This is a genomic window from Fictibacillus arsenicus, assembly GCF_001999465.1.
Classification (GTDB): domain Bacteria; phylum Bacillota; class Bacilli; order Bacillales; family Fictibacillaceae; genus Fictibacillus; species Fictibacillus arsenicus.
The window spans coordinates 32,670-52,665 of sequence record NZ_MQMF01000005.1; the positions used below are offsets into that span (position 1 = coordinate 32,670).

Here is a 19,996-nt window from a genome sequence, read left to right on the forward strand (position 1 = left end):
AGTTCCTCCTGTTACATTAAAAGGATTACGATTAAAAGTCCCAAAAGTACGCCTAGACTTTTGCACATTTTTTCATAACGCTCCTGTATATCTCTCGCTTCTTTTTCTTCACGATTCAGATGAGCAAGGGTTAGTTGAATTTGTTTCTGCTGATGTTCCTTATCGTGTCTGCCAAGCGTAGATCCAAACTGGCGAAGCACTTCGATTTCTCCGCTTTTAAACGATGTTTCTTGTGCCAAAACTTCCAGCTGGCACTCCCAGGCTTCTTGAACAGTAAGGTCTCCATCGTTTAACAAGTTAGAAATGGTTAGAAAAAAAGAAGCTAACGGCTCTTTTAACGGTTTTCCTATATGCTGAAATGCTTCACTTAGCGGCGTCGACCCATACATGATCTCAGCTTCCAGTGCCTGCAGCGTAACCTTTAGCTCACGCAGCCGCTTCGGTCTTTCTCTAACGCGCTTAGCCCATTCAAAACCAAATATCGTTGTAGCTGACAATATAGCAGCGGCACCGAACCAGCTCATCATGCCGCACCTCCTGACGACCGGAAAATCTCATTAAATGAGCCGTCATAAATACGCTGAATCGTACCTGGTCCTTTTTCGCGGCTTAAGATAACATATCTTTGAAATAATGAAAGACCAGATAAAGGTTTCATCACCGGTCTTTTAAGAGCATCTTCCAAACTGCTGCCATGCGCCGTGAATATCATCTGTACACCTGCATGCATAGCCTCTTGGATTGCTTCACCATCTTCTTTTCTTCCTATTTCATCTACTATTAAGACTTGAGGACTCATTGAACGTATGAGCATCATCATGCCTTCAGCTTTTGGACAAGCATCGAGCACATCTACTCGTTTACCAAGTGAATGCTGCGGAATTCCTTTAATAGATCCTGCTATTTCAGAACGCTCGTCCACGATTCCTACCTTAAAAGATGGAATGTTTCTTTGTTTTATCCCGCAGCTGACAAGTCTGGCGATATCTCTTAAAAGTGTCGTTTTTCCTGTTTGAGGAGGTCCGATCAGCAAAGTATTATGCCATTTTTTTTGAAAAAGATATGGAATAAGCGGTTCGGCAATCCCTATTTTTTCTCTGGCAATCCTGATATTAAAAGAACTTATCTCTTTAATTGCTTTTACAAAACCCTTTTCTGTAATTACTTTCCCAGCAAGTCCAACACGATGACCGCCAGAAATCGTAATATATCCGCGTTTTAGTTCCTCTTCCAATGCGTATAGAGAATGCTGACTCAATCGATTTAGTAAAATTTGTGCTTCTTCTGCAGACACTGGTTTATCTGATGGATAGATTGGATTGCTTGAACATACGATTTCTAACGGCTGTTCGATCCTAATTCTTATTTCTTCCACAGATTGAATAACGGCTGCAGGAAGATTACGCAGCAACTGCTGAATTTCTTCTGGAAACAATCTGAATATTTTTTCCATAGCCGGGGTCTCCTTTTAAAGGCTCGTACTATAAACGTATGGTCTATCGTTTAGCTTTATGCCAATAAAGAGAGGGTTTAGTTATGTACGGGGGAGATGTGAAGAGTATTTAATTAGGTCTGATTTAAAATAATTAAGTCTAAGTGAGATAGAATTAGGTCAAATTACAGTCACATTAAGTCTAAATTTATAAAATTAGGTCTTTCGCCAAACTTCGACATCTACTCAATTGCCTGTTCCTCTTTTAGAAATAGGCTCTTTTCAAAAAGATTTTTGTTTTTGGATATTTTATATCTTCATTGACAAGTTGACTGGAGTGCAAGGTGGGAGACTCCTTCGGGACGAGTGGGACAGGTGAGACTCCTAATGGCGCAGAGCGGCAGGAGGCTCACCGCCCGCCCCGCGGAAAGCGAGCATTCTAGAACGGAAGTCAAACACTCCCAAGAGCAACAAAGTTTGCGAAATCAGCCTAAAAAAGCAATAAAAAAAGCCTTATTCCGAAATGGAATAAGGCTTTAAATCTTTATTCATTATTTTACGCGCGTGAAACATATGCTCCATTTCTAGTATCGATCACCAGTTTGTCGCCTTGATTAACGAAGAAAGGAACTTGGACAATCAAACCAGTTTCAAGTGTAGCCGGCTTTGTACCACCTGAAGCAGTATCACCTTTAATTCCAGGCTCTGTTTCAGCAACCACTAATTCAACTGTGTTCGGAAGCTCAACTCCGATCGTTTCACCTTGATAAGTCATGATTTGAACAGTCATGTTCTCTAGTAAGTATTTTAGTTCGTACTCAATCTGAGATGCAGGAAGTTCAATCTGTTCGTAAGATTCATTGTCCATAAATGTGTGTGTATCGCCTGAAGCGTAAAGATATTGCATTTTGCGATTTTCAATGTGTGCTTTAGATACTTTCTCTCCGCCACGGAACGTTTTTTCCTGGATTCCGCCAGTTCGCAAGTTGCGCAATTTTGAACGTACGAAGGCTGCACCCTTTCCTGGTTTTACGTGCTGGAATTCTAGTACTTGCCAGATTCCTCCGTCAACTTCAATTGTTAAGCCTGTTTTAAAATCGTTTACTGAAATCATGTTTTTTCCTCCTGATTGTTAACTTATCGTTATAAGTGACTTTGTAGAGTGGGTTAGTGATTCATTACCATCTTTTGTTATGAGGGCATCGTCTTCAATTCGTACTCCGCCAAGACCTGAAATATAGATTCCAGGTTCGACTGTTACAAGCATACCCGGCTCTAGTACTGTATCAGATTTAACTGACAAAGCAGGACCTTCGTGAACATCTAACCCGATTCCATGACCTGTCGAATGTCCAAAATAATCTCCATAACCTTTAGAAGCTATATAATCCCTTGTTAACGCGTCTGCTTCTTTACCAGTCATTCCTGGTTTAATACCTTTCATTCCAAGCATTTGTGCATCATATACAACTTGATAAATTTCTTTTAATTCATCTGAGACATTCCCAATGGCCACCGTACGTGTAATATCTGAACAATAACCTTTGTAATATGCACCAAAGTCCAAAGTTACTAATTCACCAGTCTCGATCGTTTTATCAGATGCTACACCATGCGGCAGAGCTGAACGATAACCCGAAGCCACTATAATATCAAATGATGAAGAGATTGCTCCGTTTTTCCTCATGAAAAATTCAAGTTCATTTGAAACTTCCCGTTCAGTCAGACCAGGACGTATGAACTCGATAATATGTGAAAAAGCGGCATCTGCAATAGACGCGGCATCCTTTACTATCTTAATCTCTGATTCATCCTTTATCAAGCGCAACTTTTCCACTAATCCTGTAACAGGCACGAGCTTTGTTTCCGCTTCCTTTAACTTGCTGTCATATGTACGATATGTAGAGAATGTAACATCATCTTGTTCAAATCCTAGTTTTTTAATAGATAAATCTTTTGCTAATTTAGCAACCTCTTCAGGAATAGGAGCAGTGTGCATAACTACACGGTACCCTTTTGCTTGTTCTGCGGCTTGTGTCTTGTATCTAAAGTCCGTTACCAAAACAGCGTCGTTTTTTGTAATAAGAAGCACTCCTGAACTGCCTTTAAAACCGCTTAAATAGAATCGGTTTGAAGAAGAAGTAACTAGTAAAGCATCAATATCAAAGTTCTCAAATAATTGTCTCGCTCTTTCTACACGATCCATTTTCATTCCCCCTATTTTACATTGTGGCTAAAAGCCTGAAGTGCAAGTTTATAGCTATCAAATCCAAAGCCTGAGATTTGTCCGATCGTAACAGGAGCAATTACAGATTCCCGGCGAAATTCTTCCCTGGCATGTACGTTTGATAAATGAACTTCAATTACAGGGACATCCACACTGGCAATTGCGTCTCTAATCGCATAACTATAATGAGTATAAGCCCCTGCGTTTAAAACGATTCCTTCATGTTTACCGGAAGATTCATGGATGCAGTCAATAATATCGCCTTCTGAATTACTCTGATAAAAAGATACATGGAAGGAAAGCTCAGAAGCTGTTCTTTCCAGTTCTAACTGAAGATCGTCTAATGTTTTCGCACCGTAAATTCCTGGCTCCCGTTTTCCTAACCGATTTAAGTTAGGACCGTTAAGAACAAGAATAGACTTTTTATAGTCCACAAACGCCACCTCGCCTTTACACCAAAAAAAATAGAATGTTCTTACAACATTCTATCATAGCGCTTAATCTTTTGGATAGTTACGAACTTTGTGCAGGCTGATTCTTTTCCTGGGCTTCACCGTATCGTTCTCTATATTCAAATGAAATAGAATACCCTATAAAAACACCATATAATATATAAATACAGAGTGTTGTTGTAATTGTATTTTTACCAATTGTATTCATCGGCTCTAATCCCGGAAAAATGGGATGAAGTAAATAGAACACAATACCCCATAATGCAGCTCCAAAGACAATTCCGCCCCACATGGATTTAATTTTCGCAAATGCATAACGGTACCCGATCGCCACTAAAATAGAGAGCAATGCAATAATCAGAATGCTTATAAGCTGACCGATCCACCGAGATTTCCATACTCCTAATGCCCAAGGTGCCAATACCAGAGCGGGTCCCACCTTAGAGAAATTTAAATAGTATGCAATGAAGCCAAATGAAGACCAAATCAGTCCTCCAAAAAAACCTACTCCCACAACTCGGCTCATAAAAGAAGACTGAGATTCTTGTTTGTTTTGCTCTAATTGTTTTTCGTCCATAAACGAACACCTCCAACAGAATATAGTATGTCCATAAAATACCACGTCAAACTCAATTAGGCTTATTCAATCATAATCCGTGTAAAACGTGTATAAAATGGGAAAAATACAAATAAATCATACCTTCTGGAGGAATATCCAGCTTTACTGTAGAATAGAAAGTACCTACAAAATTTTAGGCTGGGGGTCCAACATGACAAAAGAGAAAAAACCCGTATACGGCGGTCAAGCTGTACTAGAAGGGGTTATGTTTGCCGGAAGACACACATATGTCACGGCAATTAGAAGAAACGATGACTCAATTGAGTATTTTGAACTTAAAAAAAAGCCAGCTCCTGTTTTAACAAAGCTTAAAAAGATTCCTTTTTTAAGAGGATTTATCGCTATTATCGAAGCAAGTATGAATGGCACTCAGCATTTGAATTTTTCCGCTGAACGATTCGGGGTTAATCCTGGTGAAGAACAGGCAGAGGAAGAAGAGGAAAAAACTTCGAAATTTACTTTTTTCTTTAGTCTGGCGATAATCGGTGTCCTATCATTTCTGTTCGGAAAATTCGTATTTACTCTTGTTCCGGTGTTCTTAGCAGAAGCATTTCGGTTCATTGTTCCAGGACATCTAGGGCAAAATCTTTTAGAAGGTTTGTTCAAATTTATCTTCTTATTAAGCTATATTTATTTTGTTTCATTGACTCCTGCAATTAAGAGGGTGTTTATGTATCACGGAGCCGAGCACAAAGTAATCAATACTTTTGAAGCTGGAGATGAATTGACTGTTGAAAATGTTAAACGACATTCACGGCTTCATTACCGCTGCGGCAGCAGTTTCATACTATTTACAGTACTTGTTGGAATGGTGATCTATTATTTTGTGCCTTCTGACGTACTTTGGCAAAGAATTTTATCAAGACTTGCGCTTATTCCTGTCGTTTTAGGGGTATCTTTTGAAGTATTACAGCTGACAAATAAATTAAGAGACGTTCCAGTTCTTCGATATTTAGGATATCCGGGACTTTGGCTGCAATTACTGACAACAAAAGAACCTGATGAAAAACAAATAGAAGTTTCTATACTATCTTTTAATGAAATGCTTAAACGTGACGCATCCTATGAAAGTGAGAAACAACAAAATCAAATTGTTTAATTTTAAGGAGGTGAACCTGTTGCAACAGAATAGCAGAAGATTGCATCCTATCATTTGGTTTGTCATTTCACTGGCTGTTGTCGGAATCCTATATCAACTGATCACTTCACCTCGCCAACTATTTACAACCCTTCTGATCGGAGCAGCAGTGGTCGCCGTTTTTTACTTTATATTTCGCAGAACTTCATCTGGAGTAAACGGCAAATATAGAAAAGCAGTAAAGCAATCAAAAAAACGGTATGGTTCTAACCAAAAACCTTCAAAAGCTTCGCCGTTATTTTCAAACAAGAAAGTTAAAAGTACCGCTCAGAAAAAACGGGCAAGAGAACATCATTTAACTGTTATTGAAGGAAAAAAGAACAAGAAAAAAAATCGAGCCTCCTTTTAAGGATTAGGCTCGATTTTTAAATGCTGGGTGCGGATATGTTTTCCCTGCGATCCAGCTCTGCAGAAAATGCTCTGCCCTGTCATATCCAAACTGATAAAGTTCATTTTTCGCTTCAGCAGACAACTGAAAGTCGATAACAGATACATGCTTAACAGGCATAAATATAATATCTCTAGCATCGTGGGTATCAATATAACGATTATCATGAGCTTGCATCATCGTTTCAAACAAAGCTTTAAAAAGCTGTACTGCATTTTTCACCTGGTGTGTCGGAATATGATCATTGATATAGGAACTGAGCTGAAATCCTAACACAGGACGTATCGGCACCCTGTCTTTCCTTTGAAAAAGCCACATTGGAAAATTACTTAATACACCGCCATCCACGATATAACTTTTTTGTCCAACCCGATTAAACAGCTTTATCGGATAAAAAAAGTAGGGAAGGCTGCAGCTCATCCGAACAGCCCTTGCTATCGGGAAACGTTCTGGAAGCAAACCGTATTCTTCAAGATCATCCGGCAGAACAATAAGCCTGCCCCGGGTAATATCTGATGCGATAATCTTTAAACTTCCATAAGGAATATCGGCAAACGTTACGATTCCCCGGTTTGCAAGAAGCGTTGCCACCCAGTTTTCTAAATAATCTCCTTTAAACAAACCTAGCTTCCAATAGAGCTTCAGCCAGTTCATAAACGGTATTGGAACCTTACTTGTGTCCAAAAACTTTTTAAAATCAAGTGTATCAATTATGCTTTTCATTTCATCAGCTTTATACCCGGCTTTTACTAAAGCAGCCATCAACGCACCCGCACTTGTCCCCGCTACCCTTTCAAAACAAAGTCCTCTGTGTTCTGCCGCCTCAACTGCGCCGATCAACGAAAGAGCTTTAATTCCTCCACCTGAAAATACGCCGTCTATTCGCATTGACCATCTCCTCCACTACTATCCTAATCACAAGAAGATGTCCTTTATAACCTATTTTTTTAAAATAAAAAAACAACCATAAAAATTATGATTGTCCTTGTTCTTCGTTTTTAGCTTGTACTTCTCTTAATTCATTCAGGCGATCTTTGTCTTCTTCAAAGAATTGCACGAGATCTCCTATTCGATCAATAGCGTTCCAGCTTAAGTGGTGCTCAATTCCTTCTACATCTTGAAAGATGTTTTCCTCATTTACCCCGATTACTTTTAAAAATTCTTCTAACAATTCATGTCTGTATACTAAACGCTTACCTAGTTTTTTTCCATTCGGCGTTAAAACAAAGCCTCTGTATTTTTCATAGACGACATACTTGCCTTTGTCGAGTTTCTGAATCATTTTGGTTACAGAAGAGGGATGTACCTCAAGGTTTTCTGCAAGGTCTGATACTCTTGCATATCCTTTCTCTTCTATTAGGGCATAGATGCGTTCAATATAATCTTCCATACTTGGGGTTGGCGGCAAAATGTTCCCTCCCTATAATAAAACCAATTGGTCTCTATAAAAAGGATACTATAGAAATGTTTGAGTGACAAGGGAATACCCTTTACCTGAATATTACGTAAAATACTCGATCTTGGCTTGCGGAAACATGGTATTAATATAGTTTTCTACCGTCTCTCGGAGCTTCGTAGCTTGATCGTCTTGATACACATACTTGCCTATTCCATATTTGCCCCACTTGTATTTACGTTCTTCCTCGTTCATTTCGAGCTTGCTTTTCGGATAATTTTTTTCGATTACCCTTTTGGCGGGCTTTGTAAAACGGTGCTGAATCAGTTCAAAAGTTAAATCGTTTGTTAAATATTTTGGGAGCTTAGCCTCCAATATATCAAAAAGCTCTTTATACCCCTCTTCCCAATCCTTATGAAGATAAAGCGGCGCCACAATAAAACCTAATGGGTATCCGGCTTCAGCTACTTTAATGGCAGCATTGATTCTCTCCTCTAAAGGGCTTGTGCCTAATTCAAAGTTTTTGATTACATAATGTGAATTAATACTAAATCGAAACCTGGTCCGCCCTTGATGATTGGCGTCTAGCAAATGATCAACATGATGATATTTCGTTGTGAAACGAAGTCTTCCTAAGTCCGTTTGACCAAAAAATTCAATCGCTTTTTTCAGAGAGTGGGTAAGATGATCAATTCCAACGATATCTGATGTGCATGACGCCTCAAACCGCGTAACCTCTGGTGCTCTTTCCTGCATATACTTTTCAGCCTGAGCAAAGATTTCGTCTGTATTTACATACGTTCTTAAATAAGGCTTGCTGCCAAGGGTGGTTTGCAGATAACAATAATGACAATGTCCCATGCATCCCGTAGCAAGCGGTATTGCGTATTCTGCTGACGGTTTTGACGTATCAAATTTTAGTGTTTTTCGAATACCGACAACAAGCGTTGATTTTGCTGTTCTATACTTTTGAAAATCGTTATCTCCAGGCAAGTCGCGTATTTGATTATGTGAAGTTGTTTCTCTTATTTCAACCTCGAGCTTACTGAACTTATCGAAAAGCTCTTTGCCTAATGGATATTCAAGTGCACACGGTTCAAAATAAATGAGCTGCGGCATAAACGGTTTATTAGCACCGGCCATTTTATATACCCCCAAAATTCACAAATAATGAGGTTAGTATGTCCGAATATGAGCATATAAAAAGAAGGAACCATTTCCAGTTCCTTCTTGCTTATCGTTCATGTTTATAGGCCGCACTTTAATTGAGCGTTGCAGTTCGTACACGTATTGCAGCCGCCGATTTCTTTTACTTTTCCTTTTCGGCATACAGGGCATGTGTTGCCTACTTCGTTGCCGATTGTAACATCTGTTGAACGAAGGTCAGTAATTGTATCAAGAATAACGACTTTTTTCTTTTCTTCTTCCATTCCAAGATCGATCTCTGTTTGTTCAAATGTTTCTTCTGCTTTAAGCGTCAGAACTTGTGCATCACGGCTTCCATCAACATAAACAGTTCCGCCTTTTGCGCCGCCTTTATACAAACGCTCATAAACTTTCTGAACTTGATCAACCGTATATCCTTTTGGCGCATTTACCGTTTTGGAGATTGAACTGTCCACCCAGCGCTGGATGACACATTGTGTATCCGCATGTGCTTCTGGGGCAAGCTCCATCGCTGCAACAAACCATTCAGGAAGTTCATTTTCATTCGCTTCCGGATTATTATCGAGATATTCTTTTACAATATCAGCTTTTACTTCAATAAACTTCCCAAGACGTCCGCTGCGGAAGTATGAGAATGAGAAGTAAGGTTCAAGTCCTGTTGAGACTCCAACCATGGTCCCGGTGCTTCCAGTAGGAGCGACCGTTAACAAATGGGAGTTGCGAATTCCATATTGTAAAATATTTTTTCGAACTTCTTCAGGAAGTTTCTTCATATATCCTGTTTCAATAAAACGATTTCGAAGGTCATTAGTAGCAGTTTCTGTCTCACCTTCTAAGAATGGGAAACTTCCCTTTTCTTTAGCAAGCTCGATTGAAGTTTTATAAGCGGTAACCGCAATCGTCTCAAAGATTTCATCAACTAATTTATTACCTTCTTCAGATCCGTAAACCGTCTCACAGTAGATGAGTAAATCATGAAGTCCCATTACTCCTAAACCGACACGGCGCTCTCCTAATGCTTGAACACGGTTTGGTTCTAAGAAGTATGGTGTTGCGTCAATTACGTTGTCTTGCATTCGTACGCCGACTTCAACCGTTTGTTTCAACTTCTCAAAATCGACCTTCTTGTTTTCTTTGTCTGCCATATTGCCTAAATTTACAGCAGCTAAATTACAAACAGAATATGGTGCAAGTGGTTGTTCTCCACATGGATTAGTAGCTACAACTTTTTGTCCATAAGCTGTAGCGTTCGTCATGTCATTGGCATTATCGATAAAGAAGATTCCTGGTTCTGCAGAGTATGTTGCACAAATGTTGATCAGGTTCCAAAGTTCACGTGCTTTAATACGTTTGTAAACGCGAATTCCGTATCCTTTTTCTTCCCAAACACGAACATCTCCAATTTCATGCCACTCATTATTGTAAGCTTCCATTTCTTCAGGAGAGTATGCTTCAACACTCGGAAAACGCAACATGTATTCTCCGTCGTTCTCAACAGCTTCCATAAATTCTTTCGTGATTGTTACAGAAATATTAGCTCCTGTCAGGAACTCAGAATTATGAACACTGTAAGTACCTCCATCGCGGAGCATCGTTTCTGCATCGCGTAAAACATCAGAGTCGAAACCGCCTGTTCCCGGAATATCTTTATAACGCAGAATTCCTTCGTACATTGCTTTTTGAGCTGGTGTTAACGGTGTGAACTTCAGCTTATCTTGTGCGACTTGTTTAATCTTCTCGTCGTTTGTATTTTCAATCAAGTAACGCAAAATACGGGGATTTTGCATTTTAGAAATAATGAAGTCAATAATGTCAGGGTGCCAGTCCGCAAGCATGATCATCTGGGCCCCCCTGCGCGACCCGCCCTGCTCAACCAAATGCGTCAGTTTCGCAATATCATCGAGCCAAGATACTGATCCAGATGATTTACCGTTTACGCCTCGTGCCAGTGCATTTTTAGGTCTAAGTGTTGAGCCATTTGTTCCAACACCGCCGCCTCGGCTCATGATCTCCATTACTTGCTTGCGGTGATCTGAGATTCCTTCACGCGAGTCTTTTACATATGGCATAACGTAACAGTTAAAATACGTTACATCCGTTTCAGCCCCTGCACCATAAAGAACTCGTCCAGCGGGTACGAAGTTCATTTCCGAAAGTTCTTTATAGAACCTCTCGAACGACTCCTGGCGCTTTTCCTCTGTCGTTTCAACAGATGCTAACCCTGTGGCATTCCTTAGCGCAATCTGCTCGTAGAATACTTCCAGCGGCTTGTCCATTACATCGAGTGAACGTGTAATAAGTCCTGTTTCTGCTTCTTCCGGTTTTTCAAGGACCGCTTTGAATTCATCCTCAACTAAAACTACTGCATTTTTATCGTCCCAGTTGACTGATTGAATGTAACCAAGTCCTCTCGCCGGAAATTTCGGATCCTCTTTGACCGTTAATACAACAAAATCACCCGGTTTGAGTGTTTTCTTTTCTGTGTCTTTAAAACTGTATCGATCAAGCATCACCAGTCGTGAAACACCTTTATGCGTTGTTTTCATTGTGGATGATACGGGATGTACTTGTGGGAACTGTGCTATATCTTGATTAAGAGCTTCGTAGTCGATACCCTTTTTAACAGTGGCAACCGCGTCCATATTTCTCCTCCTTTTTCATATTCTCACACAACTATGAATATCTATATCTTGTATGTAGTTCTTCTACCCCTATACTATATATACGTAAACATCATGTCAAAGAAAAAATCTTGTCAAACTTGAAATCAAGAGTAATTAATAGAATATTAAAGAAAAAAGAATAATTTATATGATTTTATTTACTATTTGGCTAAATACTAGATTTGTATTATCTGGGAGTTTTATAACCCTATATAAGACAAAGGTTTTCACAAAATCCTTCTTTTTCCCAAAAAAAATTAATATCTTGACTTCCCTTTTGTTTACTTCTTTTCCCAAAAGAAAAAATCGAGACCTCTTTTAAGGTTTCGATTTTCTGTTTTTATCGTCTAAAAGTCCATTCGTCATTTCTATATCTTGTGTCAGCAATACGTTCTACTTCAGCCCATTGTTCTTCAGTTAACGTATACGGAATAAGATTAATATTCAATCCATCTTCAAATCCTTTTTTGAAGGCTGTTTTTGCATCATTAATCGTAACAGGTGAATCTAGCAGATCATTAATAGCTACTGCCTTTTTCTTAAAAGCATCCTGCATTCTTTCTCTCAGACGGTCACTGGAATACTTAAATAAATCAAAGAGTTTATCCTCGTCTAGATCTAATAAAATAGAACCATGCTGAAGAATGACGCCTTTCTGTCTTGTTTGAGCGCTTCCTGCCACTTTCCTTCCTTCAACAACTAATTCATACCAGGAAGGTGCATCAAAACAAACGGCTGAACGGGGATTTTTTAAACCTTCGCGCTCTTCATCGGTTTTTGGAACCGCAAAATATGCATCCAGACCTAAGCCTTGAAATCCTTCTTTAATGCCCTCAGAAATAACTCTATAAGCCTCCGTAACAGATTGCGGCATCGCTTTATGATCTTCAGAAACAATCACACTGTATGTCAGCTCCTGATCATGAAGAACGCCTCGCCCGCCTGTTGGCCGTCTAACAAAGCCTAAATTATATTTTTTTACGGCATCAAGATTTATCTCTTTTTCTACTTTTTGAAAATATCCAATGGACAATGTTGCTGGATCCCATCCGTAAAAACGTATTACAGGCGGGCTTTTCCCTTCACTATGCCATGTTAATAAAGCTTCATCCATGGCCATATTAATGGCTGGTTCACAGTTACCTGAATCAATGTAATACCAATTTTCTTTTTCCATGTTTTCGTCTCCCTGCAATTCTATCGTAACTAGTGTACCAAATTCGGTGATTGTGTCAAAAACAATCGCTTAATTCCTATTATTTTCTTTGCCTATCGTGTCCAGCACCGCTATAATTGGGGTAGATTGTTTAAAGGAGTGCAAGCATTATGGGATGGATTATTTTAATCGTTATTGTAGTAGCAATACTTGCTTATGTTGTTACTATGGGGCTTTATCAAAAGAAATTCTTAAAAACTCTCAATGAAGAAGAGTTTAAAGCTGGTTATCGTAAAGCTCAGTTAATTGATGTACGGGAACCTGAAGAATTTAAAAAAGGCCACATTCTTGGAGCTAGAAATATTCCGTTATCTCAAATGAGACAGCGATTAAAGGAAGTTAGAAACGATCAGCCAGTGTACCTATACTGCGAGAGCGGATTTAGAAGTGCACGTGCGGCAAACTTCTTAAAGAAAAAGAAGTACAGCAACCTGCATCATTTGCAAGGCGGGTTCCGAAAATGGACAGGCCGTGTAAAATCAAACTAAAAAAACAAAGCAGCCCATCACAGGCTGCTTTTTTATTCGGTTATTTAAGCTTGTTTGCTGTATTTTAGAATCGGTTTTCTCGCAGCAGTTGCTTCATCCAGTCGTTTAACAACAGTTGTATGAGGTGCTTCTTGTACCAATTCTGGAGTTTCTTCAGCTTCTTTTGCGATTTGTATCATTTTTTCGATGAATTCATCAAGTGTTTCTTTCGATTCCGTTTCAGTCGGCTCGATCATAATTGCCTCTTCTACGCTAAGAGGGAAGTAGATTGTTGGCGGGTGGTAGCCAAAGTCAAGCAAACGTTTTGCAATATCAAGTGTTCTTACCCCAAGTTTCTTCTGGCGTCGTCCCGATAATACAAACTCATGCTTACAGTGCTGCGTAAAAGGAAGATCGAAATGCGGCTCTAATCGGCGCATCATATAGTTTGCGTTCAGAACAGCATTCTCTGAAACTTGATGCAGACCATCTGGACCCATTGTCATGATGTACGTGAAAGCACGAACATTGATTCCGAAGTTTCCATAAAACGGCTTCACTCGTCCGATCGATTGCGGTCTGTTGTACTCAAACTTATACACATCGTTTTCTTTTACAAGGACTGGTTTCGGCAAGAACGGAATAAGATCCGCTTTTACACCTACAGGACCAGAACCAGGACCTCCGCCGCCATGCGGACCAGTAAATGTTTTATGCAAGTTAAGATGAACTACATCAAAGCCCATATCTCCAGGTCTAGCAAAACCAAGGATTGCATTAGCGTTTGCTCCGTCATAATAAAGCTTTCCGCCAGCTTCGTGAATGATTTTTGCCATTTCTAAAATATGCTCTTCAAAAAGACCAAGAGTGTTTGGATTCGTTAACATCAATGCTGCTACATCTTGATCCACAACACGTTTCAAATCTTCTAAGTCAACAAGACCGCGCTCATCAGATTTAACTGTAACCGATTCAAATCCAGCAACTGTTGCAGAGGCAGGGTTTGTTCCATGGGCAGAGTCAGGTACGATAACCTTTGTACGGTTAAAGTCACCATTTGCTTCGTGATATGCACGAATCATCATAAGACCTGTCCATTCACCATGAGCGCCGGCTGCCGGCTGCAATGTCACTTCATCCATGCCCGTAATTTCAGCTAATGAAGTTTGCAGACGGTACATCATTTCCATTGCGCCTTGTACTGTTCCCTCTTCTTGAAGCGGGTGAATATGAGCAAATCCAGGGAAGCGAGCAACGTCCTCGTTTATTTTAGGGTTGTATTTCATCGTACAAGATCCCAGTGGATAAAAACCAGAATCCACCCCATGGTTACGATTTGATAATGCGGTGTAGTGTCGGACGATCTGCAGTTCAGAAACCTCAGGAAGTTCTGGTTCTTCTGTACGCAAATAATCGGAAGGAATAATAGATTCTACATTTACTTCTGGTACATCAAGATCCGGAATACTATAGCCCACTCGGCCCGGCTTTGACAATTCAAAAATTAGTGACTGATGTTCTGTACGCATGACAACCCCTCCAATACATTTGCAAGCTGATCGATTTCTTCTTTTGTTCGCATCTCAGTTACTGCGATAAGCATATGATTTTTCAATTCAGAATAAGAAAGACCAAGATCGTATCCTCCGATAATACCGGATTCTAATAACTTTTGGTTTACTTCCTTGGCAGAACATTTAAGTTCGATAACAAATTCATTGAAAAATGGTCCAGTAAATGCCGTTCTCAAACCTTTGTCTTCAAGCACTTTTTTCGCGTAGTGAGCTTTTTGAATGTTTTGGTGAGCCACTTCTTTAACACCTTCTTTACCAAGAGCAGTCATTGCAATAGATGCAGCAAGAGCATTTAAAGCCTGGTTTGAACAGATGTTACTTGTAGCTTTATCACGTCTGATGTGCTGTTCTCTTGCTTGAAGAGTCAATACAAATCCACGTTTGCCGTCTTCGTCAACAGTCTGGCCAACTAATCTGCCTGGTACTTTACGCATAAGCTTATTTGTAACAGCAAAGTATCCGCAGTGAGGTCCGCCGAAACCTTGAGCAATACCAAACGGCTGCGCATCCCCAACAACGATGTCCGCTCCAAATTTCCCTGGAGGAGTTAATGCTCCTAACGCGAGTGGATTAGATGAAACGACGAACATTCCTTTATTTTCATGAATGATTTCTTCAATCTCTTTTAATGGCTCGATCTGACCAAAGAAGTTAGGATATTGAACGATAACACAAGCTGTTTCTTCATCAACTGCAGAACGCAGGCCGTTTATTGAAGTCAACCCGTTTTCAGCATCTACTTCCACTACTTCAAGGTGCTGTCCTTTTGCATAGGTTTTCAGAACATCTCTGGATTCTGGATGCACGGATTTTGAAACGACGATTTTCTTTCTTCGAGTTTGTGCAGCTGATAATAATCCAGCTTCAGCTAGTGAAGTTCCACCATCATACATCGATGAGTTGGCTACATCCATTCCTGTTAATTCACAGATCATTGTCTGGAATTCAAAGATAGCCTGCAGTTCACCTTGGGAGATCTCTGGCTGATAAGGAGTATATGCCGTATAGAACTCTGAACGTAAAAGCATATGGTTAACGATGGATGGTGTGTAATGGTCATAAACACCTGCACCTAAAAAGGAAGCATAATCCTTCGTGTTTTTATTCATGGCTGCAAGCCTGCCCATTTCTTTTACAAGCTGCGGTTCTGGCAATGCTTCTTCTATGTCGAGGCGGCCTTTAAAACGTACCTCTTCAGGGATATCTTTAAAAAGTTCTTCTGTAGTTTCGATTCCAATCGTCTCAAGCATTTCCTTTTTATCTTGATCTGTCATCGGCAAGTAACGGAACGTCATTGTTTCTCCTCCTTATTAGAACGATTTATTTTCCACGTTTGTAAAATGGTGATGCTACCACTTTTGCTTTTAAGCGTTTTTGGCGTATTTGCACTTCTACTTCTGTTCCAAGTTCGCTGTATTCCTTGTCAATGAGGACAAGTCCCAGGTTCTTCTTAAGTGAAGGAGATTGCGTGCCAGTAGTTACTTCACCGATTCTTTTGTCACCTGCAAACACTTCATAATGAGAACGAGGAATACCTTTATCTATCATCTCGATACCAACAAGCTTGCGAGGTGCTCCATTTTTCTTTTGCTCAGCGAGCACTTCTTTCCCGATAAAGTCTGCTTCTTTATCCGTCTTCACTGCAAATCCGATACCAGCTTCTATCGGTGTGATATCTTTTGTCAGCTCCTGCCCGTAAAGTGCAAGTTTCGCCTCAAAACGAAGCGTGTCACGTGCTCCTAGACCAGCCGGCAGCAATCCATCTTCGCTCCCCGCTTCTAATACGGATTTCCATAGTTTTTCAGCATCAGCTGTTTTTAAGTAGATCTCGAATCCATCTTCACCTGTGTACCCTGTTCTAGATACTAAAGAAGGAATCCCAGCTAGTGATACGTCTTCTTTGAAACGGAAGAAACCGATTTCAGAAAGGTCAGTGTCTGTCAGTTTTTGAAGAATCATTTCAGCTTTTGGCCCTTGAATAGCAAGCTGAGCATATTCAGGTGACACGTTAACAAGCTCAACACCCTCTTGTTTGTGGCTGTTTAGCCATTCGAAATCTTTTTCAATATTTGAGGCATTCACAACTAGCAAATAGTCATTTTCATCTCTTTTATAGATCAAGAGATCATCTACAGTTCCGCCGTTTTCATAGCACATCGCCGTATATTGAGCTTGTCCATTTTGAAGTTTGGAAACATCATTCGTCATTGTATATTGCAAGAATGATAGTGCATTTGGCCCTTTTACTTCGAACTCACCCATGTGAGAAACATCAAATAAACCTGCTTGAGTACGTACAGCCTCATGTTCCTCTTTAATACTTGAAAACTGAACTGGCAATTCCCAGCCACCGAAATCAATAACTTTTCCACCGTGTTCTTTATATGTGTTAAATAACGGTGTGCGCAACAATGTAGCCATGTGAATTCCTCCTTTTTCATACTTTAAAATTTTCAATCAAATTTGGACAAAAAAAGGACAGAGAGATCCCTTATAAATAGGAATCCTCTGTCCTGCAACCGGTAAGTTTCTCATGATATTTCCTGAGTTTCTTCGTTGGTGGCTTTCATCTATTTAAAAGCTCTCTCCAGAGATGCGTCTAGCAAGAGTCTTTTTGCCTGAGAGTTTCACAATTGTTTGCTCCTTCGGCGCCGCTAAAGCAGTCTCTCCTCTTACTTTCATTCGCGAGTATGTTATTGTCCAAGGTCGCACATACTACTACTATGTTTACTACATTATTATCCTATCATTTTTATAAATGGAATGGCAATGAACTTTTTTATGGAAAGGATATCCGGTATGAAAATCGACGTTCAGTTTCAGCGAGAATGGCATGATGACTTTTTAAAGCGTGTGGAAGAAGATGGACCATGGGCCAACTGGGAGTTGTACAACTTGGCACTTGAGGCCGAACATCATCTTGCAATACCTGAGTTTTTGGGGCTGCAAGCTCCAGCTCATCTCCCACAGATGACTTTTCTGCCTCATCAGCTGGACGTTGCAACAACCGTTATTGAGCAAATGAACGGAAAAGCGATTCTAGCAGATGAAGTCGGATTAGGAAAAACGATTGAAGCTGGATTAATTTTAAAAGAATACATGATTCGACGCTTAGCGAAGAAAATCCTGATTCTAGTGCCGGCTTCTTTAGTTATACAGTGGACGAATGAACTTAATCAAAAATTCTTTATACCTGCGATTGCTCAAAAGAAGGCTTATGTTTGGGAGCAATGTGATGTTGTCGTTTCATCAATCGATACTGCAAAACGCGCCCCGCACCGCGATATTGTTTTGAATCAGGAATACGACCTTATCATTATCGACGAAGCCCATAAATTGAAGAATAAGAAAACGAAAAACTATGAATTTGTACAGCTTCTGAAAAAGAAATTTTGTTTATTGTTAACCGCTACTCCAGTACAGAATAGAGTAGAGGAAATCTTTAATCTTGTTTCTCTGCTAAAGCCGGGACACCTTGGCAACAGAGAAAATTTTGATAAAGACTTTAAAGAAGATAAGTATTCTTTGAAAAACGAAGAAAAACTAAAGCAGCTGGTCAATAAAGTAATGGTCAGAAACAGAAGAGAAGAAACTGGCTTAAAATGGCCAAAACGGCTAGTAAAGACCATCCCTATAACATTATCAAAAACAGAGCGGGACCTTTATGATGAAATATCTAAACTTAAAAGAGAACCCTACTTTGACAGAAGCAAATTCTCTGTTGTTACCTTGCAGCGTGAGGCATGCAGTTCAAGAGAAGCTGTATTTTTAACGCTTAAAAATATGCTTCAAAAGGATGTTCCATCAACATTAATGGAAAACCGTATCGTTGAACTAATGAAGAAAATTGAATTGGTGGATCAAAACTCAAAAGCATTAAAAGCGCTTGAGCTTATTCAGTCCATTAATTCAAAAGTTATTATTTTCACTGAATATCGTGCCACCCAATTATATTTACAATGGTTTCTTCAGCAGCACGGCATTTCTTCTGTTCCCTTCAGAGGGGGCTTTAAACGAAGCAAGAAAGACTGGATGACACATCTTTTTAAAACGCGTGCTCAAGTATTGATTGCTACTGAAGCTGGAGGCGAAGGAATAAATCTTCAATTTTGTCAGCACATCATAAACTATGATCTGCCTTGGAATCCGATGAGGATTGAACAGCGTATCGGCCGTATCCATAGAATTGGCCAGCAGGGAGATGTTCACATCTATAATTTCGCCACTCAGAACACCATTGAAGAACATATCTTAAACCTGCTTTACAACAAGATTAACTTGTTTGAGAGTGTCATCGGGGAACTTGATGAGATCTTAACGAAGTTTGAAATTAAAAATATTGAGCGCCATATTTCTGATATTTTGAACACTTCAGACAGTGAAGGCGAAATCAGGATAAAGATGGATAACCTTGCTTCCCTTATCAATTTAGATGGAGGAATAAAGCAGAAAGGATGGGAAGAGCATGCAGCAGCACGAGATACATCGATTTCTTGAAAGGTATTTTGATGCTAACGAATGCCGGATTCTAGAGAAAAACTTCAGTTATATAAAGGTTCAATTAACGACTGAGCTGGACAAAGTACTGATGAATCGTCCATTCTATTGGCACTACCTTGAAAAAACCGGCGGAACTCCTAATCCTATGACATTAACACTGGTTACAGGACAGCAGCAGTCACCAGATGGTAAAGGAGAGTTTATTCATTTTGGCTCTCCCCGCCTTCATCAAATATTTGCATCTACAAAAAAACTCGCTTCTTTTATCCGTTTATACGAATCTGTTCCGCAGCAAGGAGCACAAGTTCCTCTTCAGCCCTGGCTGTGTTTAAATGTGAAAGTTTCCTATCAATGTGATCAGAAAAAGGATCAAGTGCTATCGTATGGAATTCAGCTGATTAACGGGACGATAGAAGACCAGTTTCATAACCGGCTTCAGAAGCTTTTATTAACGAAAAGAATTCCTGATTTTTGTTACACACTCTCTCCTTTTATAAAACCAGAAAGTGCTTTTAAAAGGCTTGAAACTAAAATACAGGAAGTGATCGATCGGGATGATCATACTTGGGCAGACGATGCAAAGAATCGCTGGAAGGAAGATCAGGACCTTCTAGAAAGTTTTTATGAAGATCTTTTAACGAAACCAGAAGCTTACCATGTAGAAAAAGAAGCACTTCGAACACAATACGAGCCAAAGATCATTGTAGAAATCATAAACGGAGGGCTCTTTTATCTTTCATAAAGCAACAATCTTTTA

19 protein-coding genes and 1 riboswitch are annotated in these 19,996 nt (G+C 39.7%); of the genes, 5 read left to right on the forward strand and 14 right to left on the reverse strand.

What is annotated here, in order from left to right:
- Nucleotides 1-11: 11 nt before the first annotated feature.
- From spoIIIAB to UN64_RS17650, 6 genes are all read right to left on the reverse strand, one after another.
- Nucleotides 12-527, reverse strand: a complete 516-nt coding sequence (spoIIIAB, locus tag UN64_RS17625) for a stage III sporulation protein SpoIIIAB (RefSeq protein ID WP_077365292.1) — start codon at nucleotides 525-527, stop codon at nucleotides 12-14.
- The gene (spoIIIAA, locus tag UN64_RS17630; protein ID WP_077365294.1) at nucleotides 524-1,453 is read right to left on the reverse strand and encodes a stage III sporulation protein AA; all 930 of its coding nucleotides are present in this window, start codon (nucleotides 1,451-1,453) and stop codon (nucleotides 524-526) included. The genes spoIIIAB and spoIIIAA overlap by 4 nt, the downstream gene beginning before the upstream one ends.
- A 535-nt stretch (nucleotides 1,454-1,988) precedes the next feature.
- The gene (efp, locus tag UN64_RS17635; RefSeq protein WP_066290836.1) at nucleotides 1,989-2,546 is read right to left on the reverse strand and encodes an elongation factor P; all 558 of its coding nucleotides are present in this window, start codon (nucleotides 2,544-2,546) and stop codon (nucleotides 1,989-1,991) included.
- Nucleotides 2,547-2,564: 18 nt separating this feature from the next.
- Nucleotides 2,565-3,638: a M24 family metallopeptidase gene (locus UN64_RS17640; protein ID WP_077365296.1), complete on the reverse strand. Its 1,074-nt coding sequence runs from the start codon at nucleotides 3,636-3,638 to the stop codon at nucleotides 2,565-2,567.
- Between the two features lie 11 nt (nucleotides 3,639-3,649).
- Nucleotides 3,650-4,093 carry a type II 3-dehydroquinate dehydratase gene (aroQ, locus tag UN64_RS17645; RefSeq protein WP_245802079.1) on the reverse strand — a complete coding sequence of 148 codons (444 nt, stop codon included), beginning with the start codon at nucleotides 4,091-4,093 and terminating at the stop codon, nucleotides 3,650-3,652.
- A gap of 79 nt (nucleotides 4,094-4,172) precedes the next feature.
- Entirely contained in the window at nucleotides 4,173-4,688 is a 516-nt protein-coding gene (locus tag UN64_RS17650) for a YqhR family membrane protein (protein WP_077365298.1), read from the reverse strand.
- A 193-nt stretch (nucleotides 4,689-4,881) separates the two neighbouring features.
- Here UN64_RS17650 and UN64_RS17655 point away from each other — a divergent pair, with 193 nt between their 5' ends.
- Both UN64_RS17655 and UN64_RS17660 read left to right on the forward strand, forming a co-directional pair.
- Nucleotides 4,882-5,829 (forward strand): DUF1385 domain-containing protein, encoded by a 948-nt coding sequence (locus tag UN64_RS17655; RefSeq protein ID WP_077365300.1) that lies wholly within the window; start codon nucleotides 4,882-4,884, stop codon nucleotides 5,827-5,829.
- Between the two features lie 19 nt (nucleotides 5,830-5,848).
- Nucleotides 5,849-6,217 carry an SA1362 family protein gene (locus UN64_RS17660; protein ID WP_425590127.1) on the forward strand — a complete coding sequence of 123 codons (369 nt, stop codon included), beginning with the start codon at nucleotides 5,849-5,851 and terminating at the stop codon, nucleotides 6,215-6,217.
- Nucleotides 6,218-6,220: 3 nt separating this feature from the next.
- Here the strand turns inward: UN64_RS17660 and UN64_RS17665 are convergent, their stop codons facing one another.
- The 5 genes from UN64_RS17665 to UN64_RS17685 all read right to left on the reverse strand — a co-directional run bounded on the left by UN64_RS17665 (nucleotide 6,221) and on the right by UN64_RS17685 (nucleotide 12,659).
- Nucleotides 6,221-7,144 carry a patatin-like phospholipase family protein gene (locus UN64_RS17665; protein WP_077365304.1) on the reverse strand — a complete coding sequence of 308 codons (924 nt, stop codon included), beginning with the start codon at nucleotides 7,142-7,144 and terminating at the stop codon, nucleotides 6,221-6,223.
- An 85-nt stretch (nucleotides 7,145-7,229) separates the two neighbouring features.
- Nucleotides 7,230-7,646, reverse strand: a complete 417-nt coding sequence (mntR, locus tag UN64_RS17670; RefSeq protein ID WP_077365444.1) for a transcriptional regulator MntR — start codon at nucleotides 7,644-7,646, stop codon at nucleotides 7,230-7,232.
- A 111-nt stretch (nucleotides 7,647-7,757) separates the two neighbouring features.
- Nucleotides 7,758-8,795 (reverse strand): spore photoproduct lyase, encoded by a 1,038-nt coding sequence (gene splB / locus UN64_RS17675; RefSeq protein WP_077365306.1) that lies wholly within the window; start codon nucleotides 8,793-8,795, stop codon nucleotides 7,758-7,760.
- Nucleotides 8,796-8,899: 104 nt separating this feature from the next.
- The gene (locus UN64_RS17680; RefSeq protein WP_077365308.1) at nucleotides 8,900-11,461 is read right to left on the reverse strand and encodes a vitamin B12-dependent ribonucleotide reductase; all 2,562 of its coding nucleotides are present in this window, start codon (nucleotides 11,459-11,461) and stop codon (nucleotides 8,900-8,902) included.
- 361 nt (nucleotides 11,462-11,822) lie between these two features.
- The gene (locus UN64_RS17685; RefSeq protein WP_077365310.1) at nucleotides 11,823-12,659 is read right to left on the reverse strand and encodes a lipoate--protein ligase family protein; all 837 of its coding nucleotides are present in this window, start codon (nucleotides 12,657-12,659) and stop codon (nucleotides 11,823-11,825) included.
- A 149-nt stretch (nucleotides 12,660-12,808) separates the two neighbouring features.
- Here UN64_RS17685 and UN64_RS17690 point away from each other — a divergent pair, with 149 nt between their 5' ends.
- Nucleotides 12,809-13,186 carry a rhodanese-like domain-containing protein gene (locus UN64_RS17690; protein ID WP_077365312.1) on the forward strand — a complete coding sequence of 126 codons (378 nt, stop codon included), beginning with the start codon at nucleotides 12,809-12,811 and terminating at the stop codon, nucleotides 13,184-13,186.
- Between the two features lie 44 nt (nucleotides 13,187-13,230).
- On the opposite strand, the gene gcvPB is transcribed toward UN64_RS17690, so the two are convergent.
- From gcvPB to gcvT, 3 genes are read right to left on the reverse strand one after another with little or no spacing between them, the layout of a single operon-like run.
- Nucleotides 13,231-14,694, reverse strand: a complete 1,464-nt coding sequence (gcvPB, locus tag UN64_RS17695) for an aminomethyl-transferring glycine dehydrogenase subunit GcvPB (protein ID WP_077365314.1) — start codon at nucleotides 14,692-14,694, stop codon at nucleotides 13,231-13,233.
- Complete coding sequence (gene gcvPA, locus UN64_RS17700; RefSeq protein ID WP_077365316.1) at nucleotides 14,670-16,034, reverse strand: aminomethyl-transferring glycine dehydrogenase subunit GcvPA; 1,365 nt, start codon at nucleotides 16,032-16,034, stop codon at nucleotides 14,670-14,672. The genes gcvPB and gcvPA overlap by 25 nt, the downstream gene beginning before the upstream one ends.
- A 25-nt stretch (nucleotides 16,035-16,059) precedes the next feature.
- Nucleotides 16,060-17,160 carry a glycine cleavage system aminomethyltransferase GcvT gene (gene gcvT, locus UN64_RS17705; RefSeq protein ID WP_077365318.1) on the reverse strand — a complete coding sequence of 367 codons (1,101 nt, stop codon included), beginning with the start codon at nucleotides 17,158-17,160 and terminating at the stop codon, nucleotides 16,060-16,062.
- A 175-nt stretch (nucleotides 17,161-17,335) separates the two neighbouring features.
- Nucleotides 17,336-17,421, reverse strand: a riboswitch (glycine riboswitch).
- A gap of 117 nt (nucleotides 17,422-17,538) precedes the next feature.
- Between gcvT and UN64_RS17710 the strand changes: the two genes are divergently transcribed.
- Together UN64_RS17710 and UN64_RS17715 are read left to right on the forward strand one after the other, a co-directional pair.
- Nucleotides 17,539-19,236: a DEAD/DEAH box helicase gene (locus UN64_RS17710; protein ID WP_077365320.1), complete on the forward strand. Its 1,698-nt coding sequence runs from the start codon at nucleotides 17,539-17,541 to the stop codon at nucleotides 19,234-19,236.
- Complete coding sequence (locus tag UN64_RS17715; RefSeq protein ID WP_077365322.1) at nucleotides 19,205-19,981, forward strand: YqhG family protein; 777 nt, start codon at nucleotides 19,205-19,207, stop codon at nucleotides 19,979-19,981. Before UN64_RS17710 ends, UN64_RS17715 begins: the two co-directional genes overlap by 32 nt.
- Nucleotides 19,982-19,996: the final 15 nt, after the last annotated feature.